Source organism: Frankia sp. AiPa1 (assembly GCF_023243075.1).
Classification (GTDB): domain Bacteria; phylum Actinomycetota; class Actinomycetes; order Frankiales; family Frankiaceae; genus Frankia.
Window position 1 is genome coordinate 1 of record NZ_JALKFZ020000126.1, and the last position, 21,801, is coordinate 21,801.

The 21,801-nt window shown below is 71.2% G+C and carries 16 protein-coding genes; 2 read left to right on the forward strand and 14 right to left on the reverse strand.

Annotated features, from left to right (window positions below):
* Positions 1–230: 230 nt before the first annotated feature.
* The 10 genes from MXD95_RS11710 to MXD95_RS11755 all read right to left on the reverse strand — a co-directional run bounded on the left by MXD95_RS11710 (position 231) and on the right by MXD95_RS11755 (position 12,727).
* Positions 231–1,274, reverse strand: coding sequence for an NAD-dependent epimerase/dehydratase family protein (locus tag MXD95_RS11710; RefSeq protein ID WP_250640616.1), 1,044 nt, complete (start codon positions 1,272–1,274; stop codon positions 231–233).
* A 297-nt stretch (positions 1,275–1,571) separates the two neighbouring features.
* On the reverse strand, positions 1,572–2,435 hold the full coding sequence (locus MXD95_RS11715; protein ID WP_250640723.1) for an SAM hydrolase/SAM-dependent halogenase family protein: 864 nt from the start codon (positions 2,433–2,435) through the stop codon (positions 1,572–1,574).
* A 231-nt stretch (positions 2,436–2,666) separates the two neighbouring features.
* On the reverse strand, positions 2,667–2,765 hold the full coding sequence (locus MXD95_RS11720; RefSeq protein ID WP_003948845.1) for a 30S ribosomal protein bS22: 99 nt from the start codon (positions 2,763–2,765) through the stop codon (positions 2,667–2,669).
* A gap of 129 nt (positions 2,766–2,894) precedes the next feature.
* Positions 2,895–3,695 (reverse strand): pyrroline-5-carboxylate reductase, encoded by an 801-nt coding sequence (gene proC / locus MXD95_RS11725; RefSeq protein WP_250640617.1) that lies wholly within the window; start codon positions 3,693–3,695, stop codon positions 2,895–2,897.
* A gap of 264 nt (positions 3,696–3,959) precedes the next feature.
* Positions 3,960–6,581 (reverse strand): acyltransferase, encoded by a 2,622-nt coding sequence (locus tag MXD95_RS11730; RefSeq protein WP_250640618.1) that lies wholly within the window; start codon positions 6,579–6,581, stop codon positions 3,960–3,962.
* Between the two features lie 399 nt (positions 6,582–6,980).
* Entirely contained in the window at positions 6,981–7,730 is a 750-nt protein-coding gene (locus MXD95_RS11735; RefSeq protein ID WP_250640724.1) for a class I SAM-dependent methyltransferase, read from the reverse strand.
* Positions 7,731–7,890: 160 nt separating this feature from the next.
* Positions 7,891–8,745: a sugar phosphate isomerase/epimerase family protein gene (locus MXD95_RS11740; protein ID WP_250640619.1), complete on the reverse strand. Its 855-nt coding sequence runs from the start codon at positions 8,743–8,745 to the stop codon at positions 7,891–7,893.
* A 579-nt stretch (positions 8,746–9,324) separates the two neighbouring features.
* Positions 9,325–10,629, reverse strand: a complete 1,305-nt coding sequence (locus MXD95_RS11745; RefSeq protein WP_374122012.1) for a Ppx/GppA phosphatase family protein — start codon at positions 10,627–10,629, stop codon at positions 9,325–9,327.
* A gap of 122 nt (positions 10,630–10,751) precedes the next feature.
* Positions 10,752–11,432, reverse strand: a complete 681-nt coding sequence (locus tag MXD95_RS11750; RefSeq protein ID WP_250640621.1) for a response regulator — start codon at positions 11,430–11,432, stop codon at positions 10,752–10,754.
* Positions 11,429–12,727, reverse strand: coding sequence for a sensor histidine kinase (locus tag MXD95_RS11755; RefSeq protein WP_250640622.1), 1,299 nt, complete (start codon positions 12,725–12,727; stop codon positions 11,429–11,431). Before MXD95_RS11755 ends, MXD95_RS11750 begins: the two co-directional genes overlap by 4 nt.
* Positions 12,728–13,087: 360 nt before the next feature.
* Here MXD95_RS11755 and phoU point away from each other — a divergent pair, with 360 nt between their 5' ends.
* Positions 13,088–13,735 (forward strand): phosphate signaling complex protein PhoU, encoded by a 648-nt coding sequence (gene phoU, locus MXD95_RS11760; RefSeq protein ID WP_250640623.1) that lies wholly within the window; start codon positions 13,088–13,090, stop codon positions 13,733–13,735.
* Between the two features lie 188 nt (positions 13,736–13,923).
* Here the strand turns inward: phoU and MXD95_RS11765 are convergent, their stop codons facing one another.
* Complete coding sequence (locus tag MXD95_RS11765) at positions 13,924–14,661, reverse strand: phosphoglyceromutase (RefSeq protein ID WP_250640624.1); 738 nt, start codon at positions 14,659–14,661, stop codon at positions 13,924–13,926.
* 1,203 nt (positions 14,662–15,864) lie between these two features.
* Between MXD95_RS11765 and ygfZ the strand changes: the two genes are divergently transcribed.
* Positions 15,865–17,214, forward strand: a complete 1,350-nt coding sequence (gene ygfZ / locus MXD95_RS11770; protein WP_250640625.1) for a CAF17-like 4Fe-4S cluster assembly/insertion protein YgfZ — start codon at positions 15,865–15,867, stop codon at positions 17,212–17,214.
* 94 nt (positions 17,215–17,308) lie between these two features.
* On the opposite strand, the gene MXD95_RS11775 is transcribed toward ygfZ, so the two are convergent.
* The 3 genes from MXD95_RS11775 to MXD95_RS11785 form a co-directional block, all read right to left on the reverse strand.
* Positions 17,309–18,658 (reverse strand): NsdA family TPR-like regulatory protein, encoded by a 1,350-nt coding sequence (locus tag MXD95_RS11775; protein WP_250640626.1) that lies wholly within the window; start codon positions 18,656–18,658, stop codon positions 17,309–17,311.
* Between the two features lie 722 nt (positions 18,659–19,380).
* The gene (locus MXD95_RS11780; protein ID WP_250640627.1) at positions 19,381–20,283 is read right to left on the reverse strand and encodes a class I SAM-dependent methyltransferase; all 903 of its coding nucleotides are present in this window, start codon (positions 20,281–20,283) and stop codon (positions 19,381–19,383) included.
* Positions 20,284–20,326: 43 nt separating this feature from the next.
* Positions 20,327–21,670: an extracellular solute-binding protein gene (locus tag MXD95_RS11785; RefSeq protein WP_374122013.1), complete on the reverse strand. Its 1,344-nt coding sequence runs from the start codon at positions 21,668–21,670 to the stop codon at positions 20,327–20,329.
* Positions 21,671–21,801 lie beyond the last annotated feature (131 nt).

The following is a 21,801-nucleotide window of genomic DNA, read 5'->3' on the forward strand; positions in this document are numbered from 1 at the left end:
GGGCGGCGCGGCGCGGCAGCCCGGGCGGACGATCCCGGGCCGGAGGCAGCGGTCGGGCTGTCGGCGGGGGCACCATCCGGACGGTCCGCGGTGGCCGGGCGCCGCTCCCCGTTGAGCGGGATGATCCGTGCCTCGCCCTGGGTCTGCTCGGGAACGTCACCGTCAGCCATGGGTGCCGCCGCCTTCCCCGGCTGTCCACCGCGTGGGGCGGGGAACGCCGATCCGGACCGTCATTTCGCCGAGCCCACCAGCCGACACCGGCTCAACGAACCGAGCAGACCGTGTTCCGCCCGGGACACCAACTCGTGATCGAACGTGAATCGAAGGTTGCGGGCCTGGACGAACGCGTCGAACGTCTCCACCGTCGTGTACCGCGGACGGTAGCCGAATACTGCGATCAGCCGGCTCGTGTCCACCGCTCGCCCGTGGGCGAGCAGATCGAGCTGCTCCGCCGAATAGTCGATGATCCGCAGCCGGCGGGCCAGCCCGCCCAGCATCTCGATGGCCGGAAACGGTGCCGGAATGCTCGGTCGACCGGCCCGGCGAGTCGCCTGGGACAACAGCAGGACTCCGTCTCCCGCAACGTTGAAGGTGCCCGCGTGGTGACCGCGGGCGGCCCGCAGAAGCACCGCGAGCGCATCGGTGGAGTGCAGCAGCTGGATGCGCGGGTCGAAACCCAGCACTGTCGGGACGACCGGGAGATCAAGGTAGAACGCGAGCGGATTGTCGGAGTGCGGGCCGAGGATACTGGTGAAGCGCAGTACGGTGACCGCGATGTCGGGCCGGCGTCGGCTGAAGCCGCGCACATAGCCCTCCACTTCGACGGCGTCCTTCGCATAGCCGGCCGTGGGCAGCGAACGCGGCTCGGTGTCCTCCGTGAACAGCGCCGGGTCCCGCGCGGAGGAACCATAGATCGCCGTGGTCGACTTCACGATGACCTTGGTGACGGTCGTCGATTTCTGGCACGCCGCCAACAGCTGCATCGTGCCGATCACGTTCGTCTCCTTCATCGCGGCCCGGCCGCCGGCGCCGACGGGCGTCGCGATGACGTTGAGATGAAGGACCGTGTCGATGCCGGTTGTGGAGATCACTTTTGCGATCAACGGATGCCGGATGTCAGCCCGGACGAACTGGGTCCGGCCCAGATCGGCATCCGGGTCGATCGTGTCGACACCGACGACCGCCTCGATCTCGGGGTCAGCGGCGAGTACGGACGCGACCTGCGCACCCAGCGGACGGGCAACCCCGGTCACCAGCACCCGGCGTGGTCTCATCGCTGTCTCCCCGCCTCGCCCACCGCGCACCATCCCCGCGCACCGATCGCCGCCTCCGCAGCGATTCAGCCGCAACCCGGCGGTGCTCCGCGATGGTGTCCCACCAGCCGGTGGATCCCGGTACCGGTAGATCCCAGCACCGCCGGAATTCTCCGCGGATCGCCACCCACCCACGGCACGCGATGCTGTCGTCATCGTACGCCCATCCACGCCGGATTCGCTGCGCAGCGTGAGAGCACCCGGCACGTCGACTACTCCAGGTAATAATCCTGCGTTTCGCGGGCGGAGCCGGCCGCATCACACCGGGAGCGGCAGATCCCGAACGATCTGGAAGGGAGACGCATCGCGAGGAAGCTGACCGACGACGACGGCCTCCTGACGACGCAGACGCAGCACGTCGCAGGCACGCCCACAGTTGACCGCGATCATCACACGCCGCAGCGCATCCTCGCACACGGTGACGCCACCGCGAGGCACCTCGCCGTAGGTGTGCGTGAAGGTCAGCCGCATGGCCCGGCTCCCGGCGCGGACCTCCACCGGATCGCCCAACAGAATGCCCGCGGCCTCGAGGTCGATCCGGGTCATGTTGAGCGAGAGATTGCCGAAGTGGTCGATGGACACGACCTCGCCGTGCACATGGTCATCATCGACCGTGCAGGTGCGGGGACGGAACTCGGTGAGGCTGCCGGGGTCAAGGCGCGGCCCTACCTCGGCCAGGTCGAGCCCGGCCGCGAGTCGCGCCGCGACCGGCGCGTACACGTCTCGGCCGCGGAAGACTGCCGTCGGCAGCGGCAGCCACAACTCGCGATTGGCGATCTCGCGCACCTCGTCGATTCCGCCGCGCGCCTCCCAGGCCAGCGAGGCGACGCCGTTGTCCGGACAGACGAAGATGGAACCATCAACCCCGCGCACCGCGATGCCCCTGGTGTACCCGTCGGCGTCAAGGCGCTCTACGACGACGAGATGAATGCCGATCGGCAGGTAGCCGATCGCGTCAGCAAGGGTGATCGCCGCATGTCCGACATCCTGCGCCGCGATGGCGTGGCAGAGGTCGAGCACACGGGCCGCCGGGGCATGCCGAGCGATCACGCCGTGGCAGACACCGACACAGCTGTCGTCCACACCATAATCAGACAGGAAGTTGATCCACGAGCCCGCCATCCCGCTCCCCTGACTGCGCCGGCAACACCACCATGTGACACCAGCCTGCCACACTGTAATCGCCAAAGCACGTAGAGCGATATGCCTGGTTTCATGCCGCACAGTGCGCGTATGCCGTCACGTCACCCAGCAGCATGGTGGCCGACGGGCGGTCACCCACACTCGCGTGCCGGGTAGGGCGGCCGGATCGTCCGGGGAAAAACTCAGCGGAGCGAGAGGGCGGACTCCCGCCTACTTCTTGTTACGCCGCTGAACGCGCGTGCGCTTGAGCAGCTTGCGGTGCTTCTTCTTGGCCATCCGCTTACGACGCTTCTTGATGACTGAGCCCACGTACCCGACCGATCTATGTTGAGGAAGTTACCGGGCGAGCCTACCCGCCACGGCGGGCGAACACGGGAGCCCAGTACTCCGGACTGCCACGGCCACGCACCGGGTGTACCGTAGCCGATCATCAGCCGATCACCCCACGCGGCCAAGCTCGCGGGATCGCTCGCTGGCCGCCTGGCACGCGTCGATCAGCGCCGCGCGTACCGCCGCCCGGTCCAGGTGGCGCAACGCGGCGATGGTGGTACCGGCGGGCGAGGTCACCGCCTCGCGCAGCAGCGCGGGATGCTCGCCGGTGTCCCGCAGCATCAGGGCGGAGCCTACGGCCGTCTGGGTGGCCAGCTGGGTGGCGAGCGGGCGGGGCAGGCCCAGCACAACCCCCGCCTCGACCATGGCCTCGACCAGGTAGAAGAAGTAGGCCGGACCGCTGCCGGACAGGGCGGTGACCGCGTCGAGCTGCGCCTCGGTCACCCGGGTGACCTGGCCGACCGGCGCCAGCAGCGCCTGAGCCGTCGCCAGATGCTCCTCCTGCGCGTGCTGGCCGGCGCAGATCGCCGACATCGCCTCGCCGATGAGCAGTGGGGTGTTGGTCATGACCCGAATGACCGGCGGACGTGACGGCAGCAGCGACTCGATCGCCGCGGTCGTCACTCCCGCGGCCAGCGACACGACCAGCGTGCCGACCGTCACCTGCGGGGCGATCTCGGTGAGCAGGGTCGAGACGTCCTGCGGCTTGACGACGATCAGCAGCACGTCCGCCTTGGCCGCGACGACCGTCGGCGGATGGACCGGCACCCCGTGCTGGTCCGCGATCTCCTGCGACCGGCCCGCGTCCTTCTCCGCCACGACGACATCCGTGGCACCGTGCCCGGACCGCAGGAGTCCGGCGAGCACCGCGCTCCCGAGTCTCCCTGCCCCGATGACCCCAATGACCATGAACGTCCCTTCCCTCAGCTCTCGTCCACCCGCCGGCCTGGAGAGTACGGCGCACGCGGACGTCACCCGCGGCCGGCCGTCCCGCAAGCCATGCCCCCCGGTCGATGGACCCGGTCGCGGCCCCGGTCGCGGCCCCGGTCGCGGCCCCGGACCATGACCTTCGGTCAGGACCGCCGGTCACGTCCGCACGCCCAGGCCCTCGGTGCGGGTCTGATCCCTCGACGCCGGGCATCCGCGGGTGCGCGCAAGGTCGACCCGGGCGGGCTACCACCCCGCGCGGTAGCCCCCGTCGGGGGCGTCCCCCCTGTGGGCCTGGCGCGAGGCATACCCGGCGGGCGGCGGGTTTTCCGCCGCAGGCTCACCCGAGTACCCAGCCCCACCGGAGTACCCAGCTCCACCCAGGTACCCAGCCCCGCCCGGGTCCCAGGCAGCTCCCTGCCCCGCGGGCGACTCCCGGAGCAGCTCGCCCGGATAGACCTCGTCGATGTACGCCGGGTCCGCCGGCGGCCGACTCGGGCCGGTCACCGAACCCCAGGCGGGCGCGCCACGTCCGGGGGCAGGCCCCCCGGGCACCGGGCCGGGGGCAGGCCCAGGGACCGGGCCGGGGCTGGCGGAGGTCTCGGGGGACGGCCAGGCCTGGCCGCGCGCGTACCCGGCGGGCGCGCGCGCGTAGCCCTCGTCCACCCAGATATCGTCGGATTCCCACGGGCCGGCAGGCGGGGAGACGACGTACCGGTCAGCACCGCGAGGCCCGCGGCGGTCGCCTGGATCCCACGGCAGCTGGCTTCGCGCGTCGCCGTCGCGCGCGACATTGGGGCCGACCGGCGGCGCGGATCCAACTCGCGGCCCTGAGTGCGCCGATGTCCTCGGTGCCCGACCGGCGGCCAGCCAGGCGGTCTCCTCACCGACCCAGTGGCCGTCCGGACCTGGCCGGACCTGGCCGTTTCCCGACTGACCGCCGTTGCGGGACAGGTCGGCCGCTCGGTTCTCGGCGCCCACCTGGGCCCGGTGCTCCTGGCCAGCGGAGCTGGCTGCCGCGTCGGACCATGACGGAGCCCGGCCATCCGGACCGGACCGATGACGCATCCGCTCCCGCGCGTCGTCCTCCCACTCACGGTCAGCAGCCCGTTCATCGTCAGCCCACTCACGGTCAGCCGTGGCACGGGCCCGCTGTCGTCCAGCCTGGTGCCATCGATCGTCGGGACGGCCATCGATCGCAGCGCCCGGGCGGTCCGAAATGCCGGAATCTTCCGCGCTCCCTCGGCCGGATGACCCGCGCGGCGCACGGGTACCGGTCGAGCCGGACGGATCAGACGTGCCGCGCGGATCAGGTGAGCCGTGCCGACCAGGCGAGGCGTGCCGACCAGGCGAGGCGTGCCGACCAGGCGAACCGGGCGAACCGGGCGAACCGGGCGAACCGGGGAGATTGAGCCAGGTGGTGTCCTCCACGCGCTCGCCCGGCATCGGGTCTCGCGGCGCCGGGGGGACCGGCAGGGCGCCGGCCGCGTCCGCGATGGGCGCCCTGGCGGGTCCGCGTGGGGTGTCCGCCCAGGCCGGGCGCGCCCGCTGGGCCGGCTTCTCGATGAAGCGGTTGGAGAAGTAGGCGACGACGGTACTGATCGCCGCCGCACAGACCACTGACGGCCACAGTCCGATCCGTGGCACGAGCTGTCCGTTTGCCGCCGAGATCACCGGGTAGTGCCACAGATAGATACTGAAAGTGATCTTTCCGAGGAACGCCATCCGCGGCCGGCCGAGCAGTCGAACCCAGGCCGCGTCCCGGCGCAGGTCGGCGCTCAGGACGACGATGGCGGCAAGCAGGGCGCTCGGCAGGTAGGCGGCATGGTCCAGCCAGTTCGCGGTGCGGCTGTCCTTGTTCGGGCCGACGAAGGCGAACACGACCAGCCCGATCGCGGCGGCCAGCCCCAGGCTTGCGATGCACCGTCCCGCCGGCCAGCGCCCCAACGCGGCCAGAGTCGCGGCATTCGTCGACCGGGTGGATCGGTCCGCCGCGCCCCGTCCACCCGCACGCCCGCCGCCGCGGGTGCCACCAGCATCCGCACGGGCGGCGCGTCGGTGCCGACGCTCCCCGGAGTCCGACCCGGGCCGCGGGGGGGCTGGCAGGTCCTGCGCCCAGGCGAGGGCCCGCAGCCGAGCATCGCGCCAGACCGCCAGCAGACAGCCGATCAACAACGGCGCGACGTGCGTGTCCAGGGCCAGATAGACGCGTGAGTGCGGCGCGCCGCTGCCCGCCACGACGAACGTCCAGGCGGACAGCGCCGCGATCAGCCCCACCAGGATGCTCGTCAGGTGAGGCCGCAGTCGGGCGGACCCGGTCACCGTCAGAAACAGCACCGGCCACAGCAGGTAGAACTGCTCCTCCAACGACAGCGACCAGACGTGGGCAAGCCAGCGGCCACCCGCCCCCGGATGCAGGACCTTGTACCAGTTGTTCACATTGAAGAACGCCGAGACGGCGCTGCCGATGTAGTCGTCGCGGAAGGCGATGTCGTTCCATTTGAACGCCACCGTCACAGCCAGCCCGACCAGCAGGTAGACCCACATCGCAGGCATGAGCCGGTAGGCGCGTCGCACCAGGAACCGACCGATCGAGACCGTTCCGGTCCGATGACGTTCGGCCAGCAGCAGTGCCGTGATCAGAAACCCGCTGAGGACGAAGAAGACATCGACCGCGACGTTGCTGGCGTGGATGGCGCCCATGTGACCGGCAAGGATGATGTAGATGCAGATCACCCGCATGCCGTCGAGTGCCGGGTTGTAGGCGAAACGGGCGGCCGCATCCGCCGCGGCCGCCCGCGCCGCGGCGGCGGCGGCGGCCGGACCGTCCATACGCGGGCCGGCCGACCTGGCCCGAGGCTCTCTCACCACATCCTGGCTCGCGGCACGCGCCATGGTGACCGTCGCCTCCTCCATCAGCACGCCGACGAGCGGCGTTTGCGTCGGGGTGGATACGCGACGGCGGGCCGGGCTGTGCGCAGCCGCACCTCACCAGCGCCGTAGCGGCGGATCCGGCCCATGGGCCCACCACCACTCGCTACGCCGGCAAAGTCCGTCACCACCCCGCGATCGCGGCCAGACTAACGGATGGCTAAACGGCACTGAAACCGATAAAACATCATCATCTATAAATCAACGGAGGGTGTGCGATACAACACAAACAAGCACACACTTTATATCAAACAGAACCACTACAGCGATTCCCGGGGGTGCCCGGATCCGGGCACCCGGATGGACCGGGCCGGGCGTCGGTGCGGTGCGATGCGGTCAGGCGGCCAGAGGGCCGGGGACGCGTGCGATGACCAACAGTGTGCGGAAGGGTTCGACGACGACCCCATCCGGAAAGGCACGCAGGATGCTGTCCCGCTCGGCGGCCAGATAATCCTCAAGACGGTCGCCGATGGCTGCCACGTATGACTTCGACCGCTGCCAGGTGAGGTAGTCCGCAAGCCCGATACGCCGTTCCCACCGCCCGCTGAGCGTCACGACCTCCTCGAAGTGACCCGTCCAGCGCAGCTCGTCGGCATACGGGCGGGTGCGGTAGCCGCGCTGATAGCCGGGGCTCATCCGCTCGAGGCGGTCCTGTTGGCGCTGCCACCAGCGCGCCTGCTGCGCGTCGACGTCGTTCCACCAGACGGCGAGCGCACCGCCCCCGCGCAGGACCCGGGCCGCCTCGGCTGCCGCCACCGGGACGTCCACCCAGTGCCAGGCCTGCGCATAACAGATCAGATCGGCCACGCCGGTCCGCAGCGGGAGCGCTTCGCCATCACCTCGGACGGCCGGTAGCCCGGGCGTGTCGTCGAGCAGCCGAGCAAGCATGTCGGGGCCGGGCTCGACCGGCACGACCCGCGCGCCACGCCGCAGCAGCAGACGTGTGGCGATGCCCGTGCCCGCTCCGACGTCCACGACGTCCGCACCGAACAGCGATCGACCGAGAATCCGCTCGATGTCGACCAGGATCTGCTCCGGATACCCCGGCCGCGTGGCCGCGTAGGCGTCGGCCAGCGCGTCGAACACCGAGCCGGTGGCGGTGCGGGCCCGAAACGGCAGGGCCGGGGACGATCCCGCGCCCGGGGCAGGATCGCCGGGCTCTCTCGGTGTGCCGTTCGGACGGGTCACGGCCCGATTGCGCCGAGCCTCCCCGACCGTGTCAGCCCCTGCTGCCGGGCACGGACGGTCATGGGCGGGGGGCCGGGCCGGGAACGGTCGCGAGCGACGGTGCCGCGAAGTGCAGGCGGGTGAAGGCCAGCGCCTCGGCGAGGTCGGCCTCCCGCTGTGCGCGTGACTCCGCCCGACGGGTGTTGATCTCCACGACGATCGTGCCGTCGAAGCCGCCCGCGGCAAGCAGTTCGAGAAGCTCGGCACAGGGCTGGGTGCCCCGGCCGGGCACGAGGTGCTCGTCCTTGGCCGAACCGAGACCGTCGGCCAGGTGCACGTGGACGAGGCGGTCACCGAGCTGGCCGGCCATGGCCATCGCATCGGAGCGGGACACGCTGGTGTGCGACAGGTCGAGAGTCACGTGCGCATAGTCGTCGCCGACGGGCGACCAGTCCGGCGCGTAGGCGGAGACCTCTCGGCCGCGGGCCCGCAGCGGGAACATGTTCTCCACGGCGAACCGGACGTCGGTCTCTGACCCCATCCGCTCGATGCCGGTGATGAAATCCCGCGCGTAGTCACGCTGCCAGCGAAACGGTGGGTGGACGACGACCGTCGGGGCGCCGAGGGTCTCGGCGACGCTGCGGGCACGCACCAGCTTGGACCACGGGTCGCTTCCCCAGACCCGCTGGGTGAGCAGCAGACAGGGCGCGTGCACCGCGAGGATCGGCAGCCCGTGATAGTCGACCAGGCGGCGCAGTGCCTGCGGGTCCTGGCTGACCGGGTCCGTCCACACCATGATCTCGACGCCGTCGTAGCCGAGTCGGGCGGCCATCTCGAAGGCCGACGCCGTCGACTCGGGGTAGGTCGAAGCGGTGGACAGCGCGACCCGGGCCGCGGGGGCCTGCGGCGCCGGGCCGGTAAGGGACCGGGGCACCGCGAGTGCGGATCCCGTCCTGCGCGCGGACGACGCCGGGACGGAGCCGGGCGGGACCGAGCCGGGCGGGACCGAGCCCAAGGAGACTGCGGCGACGGCCCAGTCCGAGGCAGACGATCCGGCCCGGGGAGACGATCCGGGCGAGGGGGACGGGGACGGGGTGGACGGCGCAACTGCGGCCGCGGGCGGGCCAGCCACCACCGACCGAGCCGAGTCGGCCGGCCACGCACCCGCTCGCCGCGCCCGCAATCCTTCTCCCTGCCCCAAGAGTCGGCGACCGGACCTTGCGGTCGCCCTCCTCGTCCAGGCTAGGCCATCTCCACGGCTCCGCCCGCGGTGAGCCTCAGCCAAGGGGGGCACATAGCCCGACATCTCACGTGACAACGGCCACATTCGATCATCATCGCACTGGGATGGGCACTTCACAACCCGAAAAGTCCTTTTTCCCCTTTATGGGCCAGCGGGTCGGCCGGACAGTGCCGCAACCGCACGCCCGCCCACGCTCACCGGCGCGCCGGCATCGGGATCGGGATCGGGATCGGCCACCGAACGTGGACCTACGGCCACCAGGGGTCAGCATCAGGCCGAGGTGAGCCAGTCCAGCCGGCGCAGGATCACACCTTCCCGCAGCGCCCACGGGCAGATCTCGGCTTCCTCGATGCTGAACAGATCCAGCGCCTCGGCGGCCACCACCGCTCCCGCCACGAGCTGTCCCGCCCGGCTCGCCGAAACCCCCGGCAGAGCCGCCCGCTCCTCGGCCGACATCCGGGTCAGCCGCGTGACCACATCGGCGAGGTCGTCGCGGCGCAGGACCCGCCGGGTGTACGGACCGCGGCTGTACGGCTCGGCGCCGGCGATGCGGGCCAGCGAGCGGAAGGTCTTCGAGGTCGCCACCGCGCGGGTGTGCTCGCCGAGGTGGTAGATCGTGCCGACGACCGGCGCGATCTGGGCCCGCACGTAGCGGCGGAGCTCCGCCAGGTCGGAACGCCGCGGCGGGTCGGCGTCGGCGAGCCAGCCGCGGGTGAGCCGGCTTGCGCCCAGCGGCAGTGACACGACGACCTCCGGGTCCTCGTGCATGCCGGCGCCGATCTCCAGCGAGCCGCCGCCGATGTCGAGAGCCAGCAGTCGGCCCGCGCTCCACCCGAACCAGCGCCGCACGGCCAGGAAGGTGAGCCGGGCCTCCTCCTCACCCGACAGCACGCCGATGCCCACCCCGGTCGCCGCCCGGACCCGGTCCAGCACCTGATCGCCGTTGCTCGCGTCCCGCAGGGCGGACGTCGCGAACGCGGCCAGGTCCTGGACCCCGAGCGTCTCCGCCTGCTCACGCATTTCCCGCACGCAGGCAGTGAGGGCATACTCACCCTCAGCTCCGAGCGAGCCGTCGGCCTCGAGCAGCTCGATGAGCCGCAGGGGGACCCGAACGCTTGCCGCCGGCTGCGGCTGCCCACCGCGGTGGGCGTCGACGACCAACAGGTGCGCCGTGTTCGACCCGATATCGATCACGCCCAGACGCATCGGCCCGGGATGCGGCCCGGCGGGCAGCGGACCGACGTCGACGCCCGGCAGCACCGGACGCAGCTCGGCCACCACACCCCCGGCAACCACCGGCCCACCGGTCACGGCCTGGGACGACACGACCTGGGCGGACGGGGCCTCGACCACCACGACCCCGGCGGGCATGGTGCCCGTGTTCGGCAGGGCGGGCTCGGAGAGGACCGCCGGCAGTACGGCCACCACCCCTTGGCCCAGCCCGTCGACGCCGTCGACCTCCACCGGGCCGTCGGGATCCGGCGCCGCGAGATCCAGGGACGCGGCCAGCGGCGTGGACGCCGACTGTGCCGGAGCGTCCGAGGCCTCCGTCAGCTCCTCCGGCCGCGCGACCACGGTCGGCGCACCGCCCGCCCCCGATCGCGAAGCCGCACGGTGCGACCCGAGTGGGAACCATCCCGTCGGACGAACGCCACCGAGCACCCGAACACCGCCCTTTCATCGTGACCGGCCAGCGGTCACGGCTCGAACTTGTAGCCCAGTCCCCGCACGGTCACGAGATGGCGGGGGCTGCCGGGCTCGCGCTCAATCTTCGTCCGAAGTCTTTTGACGTGTACGTCCAGGGTCTTCGTGTCACCGACATAATCGGACCCCCAGACCCTGTCGATCAGTTGCCCCCGCGTGAGTACCCTTCCCGCGTTGCGCAGGAACATCTCGAGCAGCTCGAATTCCTTGAGTGGCAGCGTCACCGTGGTTCCCTCGACCGTGACGACGTGCCGTTCGACGTCCATCCGCACCGGGCCGGCCTCCAGCGTCGTGTCCGAGACCTCCTCGGTCTCCGAGCGGCGGCGCAGCACCGCGCGGATCCGGGCGACGAGCTCCCGGGAGGAGAACGGCTTGGTGACGTAGTCGTCGGCGCCGAGCTCCAGCCCGAGCACCTTGTCGATCTCGCTGTCCCGGGCGGTGAGCATGATGATCGGCACACTCGAGCGGGTCCGCAGCGTGCGGCACACCTCGGTGCCGGACAGGCCCGGCAGCATGAGGTCGAGCAGGACAAGATCAGCGCCGCGGCGGTCGAACTCGGCCAGGGCGCTCGGGCCGTCCGCCACGACCCCGACCTCGAATCCCTCCCGTTCCAACATGAACGACAACGCGTCGGAGAACGACTCCTCGTCCTCGACCACCAGCAGCCGGGTCACCTGATCGCACCCCTTGTCCCGTCCGACGGACCGGCCGACCCGGACCGCTTCCCGTTTCTGTCGGCGACGGCACCGTCAGTGCCCTCGCTCGCGCCTGCGGCCAGGGCACTGGCATCCGCCCCGTCCATGGCGATGTCCGCCGCCGGCCCGGCCTCATCGGAACCAGCCGCCGCGGCGAGCTCGGCCCCGACGCCCGGGCCGGCCGTGAACACCGGTAGGCGGATGGTGAAGGTCGACCCGGCGCCCTCGGCGCTCCAGACGGTGGCCGTGCCCCCGTGATTGGTGGCGATGTGCTTGACGATCGCAAGCCCCAGGCCAGTGCCACCTGTGGCCCGTGAACGCGCGGGATCGGCCCGGTAGAACCGCTCGAACACGCGCTCCAGGTCCTTCTCGGCGATGCCCATGCCCTCATCGGCCACCGAGATCTCGACCGTCGTTCCGCTCCGGCGCACGCCGAGCACGATGCGGGTACCGCGGGGCGAGTAGCTGATCGCGTTCTCCAGCAGGTTCGCGACCGCGGTGACCAGCTGGCCCTCGTCGCCGAGCACCCGCAGCTCGCCGTCACCGATCACCACGACGGAGATCTCCTGGGCCTGCGCGGCAAGCCGGTTGCGGTCGACGGCCTCGGTCAGCAGGTCACCGGTGGGCAGCGGGCGCAGGTCGGGCAGCGGCTCGGCGCCCTGCAGCCGGGACAGGTCGATGATCTCCTGCACCAGCCGAGCCAGCCGAGCCGACTCATGGGTCATCCGGGAGGCGAACCGGCGCACGGCCACCGGGTCCTCGCTGGCCGCGGCGACCGCCTCGGCGAGCACATGCAGCGCGCCGACGGGCGTCTTGAGCTCGTGGCTGACGTTGGCGACAAAGTCCCGGCGCACCGCCTCAACCCGACGTGACTCCGTGATGTCATCGAGGATGACGGCAACATGACCGGTCGAGTCCAACAGGCGCGCCCGGGTCCGCACGGCGAGAGCCTCCTGATCCGGGCGGGGTCGGGTCAGCGGCGGCTCCGGAACAGGAGGCAGGTCGATCTCGCGCTCATGATCGCGCCCGGCCCGGCGGGTGGCCTGGACCAGGTCGGCGAGCTCGGCAACGGCGATCTCGTAGTCCCGCACCACGCCCATCCGGCGGGCGACCGTGTTGACCAGCACCGCCCGGTCGGCGGCGTCCAGCACCACCAGGCCAGTCGGTAGCCCGGAGATCACCCGGCGGATCAGTTTCGCCGGCAGCAGCACGCCGTCGAGCGCACCGCCGCCGGGACCGGTGTGCGCAGGCGTTCGACCCGGTACCAGCGTCATCGTCCATCCCAGGAGAAACCGACCGCCGCAGCGGGAGGACCAGCACAGACAGGTGGCTTCACGGGAAGCGCACGGCTTGTCACGCCATCCACCGACCTGTCACCCACTCGCCGCATGCTAGGTCCCGCCATGCCACCTGGGCATCGCTCCGCAAGCCTTCAGCGCCGATCGTCGCTCGTTGTTCATCGGACCTATCGTCGACGTTCACCGAACCGCGAGAGCTGCACCTCATCGTCAAGGTTCGGCGTGTCCCACCCACGCCGTTCCCGTGATCTCATGGATCTCGCCGATATGCCCCCACCTGCCGTCCCGAGCCGTCCAGCAACGACAGAGCCATCTAGCGAAGACAAGGAGCCGTCCGTGCGGGACGCCTTCACTGACGAACTTGAGAGCATCGACCAGTCACTGATCGAGATGACCAACCTGGTCGCCTCGGCCATGGCGCGGGCGACGACCGCCCTACTCGACGCCGACCTGCAGCTCGCCGAGAACGTGATCAGCGGCGACGAGACCGTCGACCTGCTGCGTAACGAGATCGAGGAGCGCGCGTTCGATGTGATGGCGCGGCAGGCACCGGTCGCGACCGACCTGCGGATCATGGTCACCACGCTACGGATGGTCGCCGATCTGGAGCGGATGGGCGACCTCGCGCTGCACGTGGCGAAGGTCGCGCGCCGCCGTTACCCCGGGCGGGCGATCCCGCCGGAGCTGCGTTCCACCATGCTGGAGATGGGCCAGGTCGCGCAGCGCATCGTCGCCAAGGCGGGCTCGGTCATCGCCAGCCGCGACACCGACCTGGCCAAGCAGCTCGAGGCCGACGACGACACGATGGACGGGCTGCACCGCACCCTGTTCCACGTGCTGATCGAGAAGCCCTGGCCACACGGCATGGAGGCCGCGATCGACATCACCCTGTGCGGTCGATACTACGAGCGGTACGCCGACCACGCGGTGTCGGTGGCCCGACGGGTGATCTACCTCGTCACCGGGGAGAACACCTCGGCGTGACCAGCGCCCGGCCCAGGCCCTCGACCGCGCCGCAGGCCTGGTGGACCATCCCCGCGGGCTGACCGTCCGGGCCGGCTGCCCGGGCCGGACAGCCGGTGTTCCAGGCAACGGCGATCGACCTGACGGGAGGCACCGGAGGCAAGGGTGGTCGACCTGACCGGCGCTCGCCGCCCGGACCCCCGCGCGGACTACTTCTTCGTGCCCTGCGCGGCGACGGCCGCGGCGGCGCTCGCCGCGGCATCTGGGTCGAGGTAGCCGGAGCTGACGACCTTGAGATCATCGTCAAGCTCGTAGCGCAGCGGGATGCCGGTCGGGATGTTCAGGCCGGCGATGTCGGCGTCGCCGATCCGGTCAAGATGCTTGACGAGGGCTCGCAGCGAGTTGCCATGCGCGGCGACCAGCACCGTGCGGCCGGCCCGAAGATCCGGCACGATCGCGTCGTACCAGTAGGGCAGCATCCGGGCAACGACGTCCGCGAGGCACTCGGTACGTGGCACGAGGTCCGGGGCGAGCTCGGCGTAGCGCTCGTCCACCCCGCTGACCTGCTCTGGGCCGATCTCCGGCGGCGGCGTGTCATAGGAGCGGCGCCAAAGCTGGAACTGCTCCTGGCCAAACTTCTCCAGCGTCTCGGCCTTGTTCAGGCCCTGCAGGCCACCGTAGTGACGCTCGTTGAGCCGCCAGGTGCGGCGCACCGGGATCCAGGTCCGCCCGGCCGCGTCAAGGGCCAGCCAGGCGGTGCGGATCGCCCGGGTCAGCACGGACGTGTGCACCACGTCCGGCAGGACACCGGCCTCGAGCAGGAGCTCACCGCCGCGGGTGGCCTCCTTCACACCCTTGTCGGACAGGTCGACGTCCACCCAGCCGGTGAACAGGTTCTCACGGTTCCAGTTGCTCTCACCGTGGCGGAGCAGGACGAGGGTCGGCATACCCGAATCCTGCCTGCCGGGGCCGGCCCTCGGCCAGCATTGCCGCCACTACACCTGGACTGCGCCGGATCGCGTCCGTATCGCGGCCGGTCACACCCCGGCACGGCTGCCACGCCCCCGCCCGACCGGGCACGGCCAGCACGACCGCCCACACACACAACTCCCGCCGACGACCCACCACACCACCCCCCGCACCGCCCCCGCACCGCCCCCGCACCGCCCCCGCCCCGCCCGCACCGCCGCCCCGCACCGCCCCGCGCCGCCCCGCGCAATGTCACTCTCCGTAACAGCAATCCGGCGGCCGCGGGAGCCGAAGATCCAAACAGGTCGTCGTGGGGGTGTTCGTGTCCGATTTGCCCCCCACGACGACCTACATAGACGAATCTTGCTCGGGAGCCCACTGCGAGACGTGACTATCGCGGTCCGGACCTGATGCCCGGGCGGTCGGCGCCGTCTCGCGCCGGTGTGCTCCGGAGGTGGGAGGGGGTGTTTCGACTGCGGTGGGGCTCCTGTGGGGAAATCCTGGCGCCACCGAGCCCATCCGAGACGAGGTCGTGGTCCGGGCGCGGCGGCTCGGTAAAACGCCCTTGGTACAGCGGCCAGCGGTGGAGTCCCCTCGCGGCCGCCACTCAACCGACAATCCCGCGAGCCGCCGCGAGCCGCCGCGAGCCGCTCGGGAGTCGGGGGCAGTCGCCCAGGAGGAGCCGGAAGCCGGTCGGGAGTCGCCGCGAGCCGGTCAGAGCCGGAAAGCGAACGACCCCCGGGCGTCTCCTCGCCTGCGCGGTGCGCGGGAGCGAGGACCGTCGGGACTTGTCGACGGCGCCCGGGGGTCGGGTGATCTGCCTGGTACTCGCCGGTGCCGGTGCCCGCAGGCCACCCGGCTAGAGGTGAGGACCACGAGACCGGCTAGCGGACAGTCACCTCACGAGTCCTATGAGCATACAAAGCGTGGACCACCTCCCTTCTCGCGTACCGCGAACGCTACGCGGCGCGGGGGGCACCTCGCAACGCATTTTTCGGCGCGTCGACTGGGACGCTCGCGACACCCCGCGCGGGAACAAACCCGCGCCGCCGAGAGGCGCACCCACCGGTCCACACGCGAGGCTGGCCAGCCGGCGCCGCAGGCGGCGAACGATCTTCCGAGGGATGCCCGATGGTGATCACGAAATGCTGTGGCGGGAGGCGGCGACCTAGACTGGAGGCATGAGCGCCGAATCCAGGACGGCACCCGGCACGGCTCCATCCGAGTCGCCCTCGACGGCAGCACCGACGCCGACGCCGAGTGCAAGTGCGACGCCGGCACCGAGTGCGACGCCGACTCCGACTCCGAGTGCGACGCCGGCACCGAGTGCGACGCCGGCAGCCTCGTCGAGCCCGCTTCTCGGACTGCCCGGCGCTGTCGCCGGCCGTGGTCGGGACGGCGCGGTCGCCGCGCACTACGGCGATCCGTTGCGCGAGCAGCGCGCCGCGGCGCGCGGTGCCGTCGTCGTCGACCGTTCGCACCGCGAGGTCATCCGCATCGGCGGCCCGGATCGGCTGGGCTGGCTGCACAGCATCACCTCGCAGCACCTGTCCGGGCTGGGTGCGATGCGCGGCAGCGAGGCGTTGGTCCTGTCGCCGCAGGGCCACGTCGAGCATCATCTCACCGTCTCCGATGACGGTTCGGCCACCTGGATCGACGTCGAGCCCGGCACGGCCGCCGGGCTGCTGCGCTACCTGGAGTCGATGCGTTTCCTGCTGCGGGTCGAGCCCGAGGACGTCAGCGCCGGTTGGGCCGTCCTGAGCGTGCTCGGCCCGGACGCGGTGCGGGTGGTCGGCGTGGCCCTGGCCGCCGACGGCGCAGGCGACCCGGCCAGCGGCGAGGCCGCCAGCGGCACGGCCGGTGGAACCGACGTCGACGGCGTGCCGCTTGATCTGCCCGAGCCGCTTCCTGCCGAGTCGACCGGCGCCCCGACGGTCGGGCCGTACCCGGTCGTTCGCGCCGCGGACGACACGCTTGTGCGGCGGACGCACCACGGCCTGGACCTGCTCGTCGAGCGGTCGACGCTGGCCGCGACGGTGGCGCGGCTGCGGGAGGCCGGTGCGGTGCCGGCCGGGCTGTCGGCCTTCGAGGCGACCCGGATCGCGGCCCGCCAGCCGCGTCTCGGGCAGGAGACCGATCACCGCACGATCCCGCACGAGGTGGGCTGGCTCGCCAGCGCCGTGCACCTGGACAAGGGGTGCTACCGGGGCCAGGAGACCGTCGCTCGGGTGCACAACCTGGGTCGTCCACCACGCCGGCTGGTGCTGCTCCACCTCGATGGCACGGTGGCCGCGCCCGGCTCGCCGGTCACGGCCGACGGCCGCGAGGTCGGCTTCGTGGGCACGTCGGAGATGCATGCGGAGCTCGGGCCAATCGCGCTGGCGATCGTCAAGCGCTCAGTCGCCGCCGATACCCCGCTCGTCGTCACCGACCCGGACGGCGCCCCCGTCGCCGCCGCGATCGACCCCGACGGCGAGGAGTCATCGTCCACGCCCAGGCGCCCCGCCGGACGTCTGCTCCATTCCCCCTGATCCGCTTCCCCGGTCGGATGTCGCGTTCCCTGGCTGACGTCCCGGGCCGCCCTGCGGGCTGGTTCCCCCCGGCCCGGGTACCGTCGCCCTGACCTCAGACGTTGCGGGCGAGGGCCTGGTCGAGTTCGCGGGCCTGCTGGTCGCCACTGTGTCTGCGTAGCCGCCGACGGAGCTCGTCCGCGCGGCGGGCATTGCGCTTGGAGCGGGTCGCCTCGAGCATCGGCATCGCCTCCCGGGTCAGGGCGCAGCCCTGGTCGACATTGCCGAGATCCATCTGGACCGACGCCCGGCGCAGCAGGTAGGTCGCCCGGTCCCGGGCTCGGGAGCCGGGCAGATCGAGCAGTGAGCCTTCCAGCCACCGGTCGGCCTGGGCGAGATGTCCCAGGTCGATGTAGCAGCTGCCGACCTGGGCCTGGAACTCGCCGTCGTCGAAATAGTCCGCCCAGGCCGGCTCCTCGGGCGCCGCGGCGGCCATGCCCTCCTCCGAACGGGCGATGGCCTGCGTGCAGGCCCCCGTCTCGCCGATGGCGGCGTAGGCCCGGGCCAGCCGCATGTGCAGCATGGCGCTGACCCGGCTGCTGGCCGAGCCGACGCTGGCCACCGCCGCCTCGGCCAGGTCGATCGCCTCACGCGGCCGGGCGAAGTCGACGCACTGCAGCGACATGTTCTTCAGCACGTTCGCGCCGAGCAGCCGGTCCCCACCCGAATGCGCGGAGTGCAACGCCGTGATCCAGTACCGCTGGGCGGCGGTGTGGAAGCCGGCGTCGAAGGAGACCCAGCCGGCGAACCGGGCGAGCTCCGCGGCCACCGTGTGCAGGTGACGCCCGACCTGCTCGGTGTAGGAACCGCGGACGAGCAGGTCCGCGACGACGCCGAGTTCGGCGTCGACCAGGCGGCGCACGCTCTCACCGCCGAGCCGCTCGTCCATGACGCGCAGCCCCGGGATGTTGTGCTCGATCCGGTTGACGATCTGATCGTCGACGCGGCCACCGGCGAGCGCCGCGGTCAGCTGCGCCGGTTCCAGCCCCAGCCACTGCGACGCCAGATCCGCCACGCCGATTCCGCTGATGGTCAGGAAGCCTCGCCGGTCGGAGAGAGCATCCTCGACCACGTCCATCAGGGACGTGACGCTGCCCACCGGGGTCCACGGGTACTCGGTGCGTACGGCGTCACCGGTGGGCAGCCAGGCGGGCCAGGGGTGCGACTCCAGCCGGTCGTTCGGCACGCCGAGCTCGGCGGCGAGCGCCAGCTGCGAAACCCGGTCGGGCACCACTCCCCGGTGCTCCCAGCGCCAGACCTTCTGCCGTTCCGCAGCCATGTTCGCCACCCCGAGGTCACGGGCACGGCGAGCGACGACGCGGGCCAGTCGCTGATAGGACCAACCGCGTTGGGCACGGACGAATGCAAGCGGATGTGTGCAGGCGTGCGCGTTATCCGTCAGCATCGACAATCTCCTCGAGTCGGATCTCCTGGGCCAATTCCGTGAGCGCCTACTAACGCTATGTCGCGACATCCTGGTGTCCATAGTGATGACCCCGGTGCGATGCGTGCACAGAGCTCACGGGTGGACCACTGTGAGCCGCAATTGCACGGGTATTGATGGCAAGGGCCGGTTGAATACCCCGGATCCTCAACGCTCGTCCGAAATGCCCCGCGCGCCGCTCACACCAGAGGACCTGCCAATCAGGTCGACCGACTGCCGCACGAGACCACATTCGGACACCTCACCGGACACGCAACCCACCCGCGTGTCCGGACCGGACAGAACACGTCGCCCGAATACCGGACCGCTACACCAGACCCCGGCACCCGAACGTAACGCCCGCTACACCCCAAACAGGACACCCCGGAGGCGGCGCCCCAACGCGGGGCTCCAAAACGGGATCTCGGCAGCGAATCCCGCCCGGCAGACCCCACCACATCGCCTTACCGGCGTTTGACGAGCAGCAAATCACATCTCGGCGCCCGCGTCACGTATTTCCGCATCCGACACCGGCGTCTCCCGAATACGGATGAACCACAATTTCAACGGACGAGACCGTCCAGGCATTCACGGATCCGAGTCGCCAACGATCAGCGGACTCCGCGACGATGCGCAGGCTCCGCGACGACCGGCTCACCCGCCACGCCGAACAGGCCAGCGGGGCCATGGATGCGGCGTCCTGTTCAGCGAGCGCCCGCTCGGGGCGCTGTGCCCCAGGCGATGGCGGTGGCGAACGCGAAATCGAAGAAGGCGGGATCGGCCAGCAGATCGAAGGTCTGGTCCACGGTTTCGGCCAGGGTGGGATCGCGGTCGAGAATGTGCTGGCGGAGACGGGCCAGCGTCAGCGCCCAGCACTGGGCGGACGCGCCTGCACCGCCGGTGGCGGGGAGGTGCACCATGGCGCCCACCTCGACCAGGCCTCGGCGCAGCAACAGGCCGGGAAATCCGCGTGCCCAGGCACAGTCGGTGCCGATGGTGTGGGCAAGAACGTCCGCGACGCTGCGCATCGCATCCCGAAAGGCCGGGTGCGGCGAGGAGTCGAGCGGAAACTCGGCGATCGACTCGACGACGATGACTCCGCCGGGTTTCAGCCAGGCCAGCAACCGGTCGAGCACCTGCTCCCGTTCCGGCAGGTGCTCCAGCACGAACCGGGCGTGGACGAGGTCGAAGGGCCCGCCGTCCGGCCGCGGGTCGCGCGTGATGTCGTGGCGCAGCACCGTCAGGTCCGGGGAGACCAGCCGGGTCAGCTGACTGACGTCGACATCAGTCGCAATGACATGGCCCGATGCGGCACGCTCGGAGACCGCGTGGCCAGAACTGGCAGAAGGGCCAGAACCGGCCGAAGGCGACGGCATCGAGCTGACGCGCTGGGCGAGCCAACGAGCGATCGACCCGTTGCCGGCGCCGACCTCGAGGCAGCGCCAGCCGGTGGCGACGCCGAGATCGCTCAGAACACGGGTCGTCGTCGGGTCGCAGACCGCGGCCATCGCGGCGAGCCGACGACGCTCGGAGTCGGTGTCACCGCCGAGAACGCCATCGTCATAGCGGCTCCTGCCCTGCGCGACCACGCGTATCCCTTCGTCCATATCGGGTGTCCACATCCTGCCGGCGGGCTGTCCATCGTGGCCGCTACTGGGTCAGGTCCTCGGCCTCGGTCTGGGCCGCAGCCAGGGTCTGGGCCGGGTTCTCACCGCGCAGGATGCGGGCGACCTGGGCGGACAGCGCGGCCGGTTCCTGCGCGCCGCGCGTCCCGGCCCAGGCGGGCGGCCGGATCAGCGAGCCGGTCAGGGCCAGGAAGGGCCGCAGCTGCGGATAGGTGGCGTAGAACGTGCCGAGCTGGTCCACGGCCGCCGTGTCGACCGGGATGGAACTTGACGCCTGCGTTCCGGCGGCGACGATCTCCGGCGAGAGCACCGTCACGACCAGCTCGGTCGCCATCTCCCGCTGGCAGCGGTCGGTGGCCAGGACACTCAGCGCGCTGCCCAGGGCGACCGGATGCCGGGAGCCGCCGGGCAGGGAAGGAAAGACACTCGCGCCGACGCGGAATCCCTGCTCGCCCCGGCCAGCGATGAACTTCAGCGCACCGGCGAGCGTGGCGGCGTCCATCGCGATCATCGCCGTCTGGCGACGCAGTCCGAAGCGCAGCAGCGCCTCGGTGGGATTCTCCGACTGCGTCCCGTAGCTGCCGGCCTTCGCCAGGAATGCCGCCGCATCGCGGGTCGTGGCCGTGTTCAGCGCGGGGCGGCCGGCCGCGTCCTGGATCGGTGTTCCCCGGGAGCCGGCGAGCGTGGCGAGGATCCACTGGCCCAGCTGCTGACCGGTGGGCAGCTCGATGGGCTGGACGTTCTGCCCGGATGCCCTGATCTTCTCGGCCGCGGCGAGAACCCCGTCGGAGGTCGACAGCGTCGCCGGATCGACTCCGGCCTTGCCCAGGATGTCCAGGTTGTAGACCAGCGCGAGCGAGGTGACCTGCGCCGGGATGCCGAGGAGCCGGCCGTCCACGGTGCCGAGGCCCAGCAGGTGCTGGTCGTAACTGGCCCGCAGCACCCGCGGCGAGAGCGGTTGGGCGCCCAGCGCGCGGGCGGCCGTCGGCAGTGTGTCAAGACCGACGACCGCCACGTCGACGCCGCGACCCGCGGCCCGGTCGGCCCCGATCCGCCCGGCGAGCGAGGGATAGTCGGGGGCGTCCGCGACGACGTCGATGGTCAGGTCCGGGTGGGCTCGGCGCATGGCCGCCGCACCTGCCTTCACCACGTCAGCGAGGCTGCTGACGGCGTCCAGGCGCAGCGTCCTCACCTGGGCGGCGCATTGCGGCGAGGCCTTGGCGCCCGTCGGGTCGTCCACAGCCGCCGTCACCGATCGCGCCGCGGCGCGGCCGTCTTCGGTCGAGCCGGAGGACCCACCTCCGCCACATCCGGTCAAGACGATCACGCCGAGAGCGACGAGCATCGGCACTGTCCGGTGGACACGCATCAGGCTGGCCCTCCTCCGGCTGTCCGGACCGGGCGGACTCGACCCTTGCGGCCGGCATCCGCCCGACTCGTCACAGTCACGTATCCTGACCATGTTCGCGCACCTTCGCGCGGGCGGGGTGTGGTCGCGCG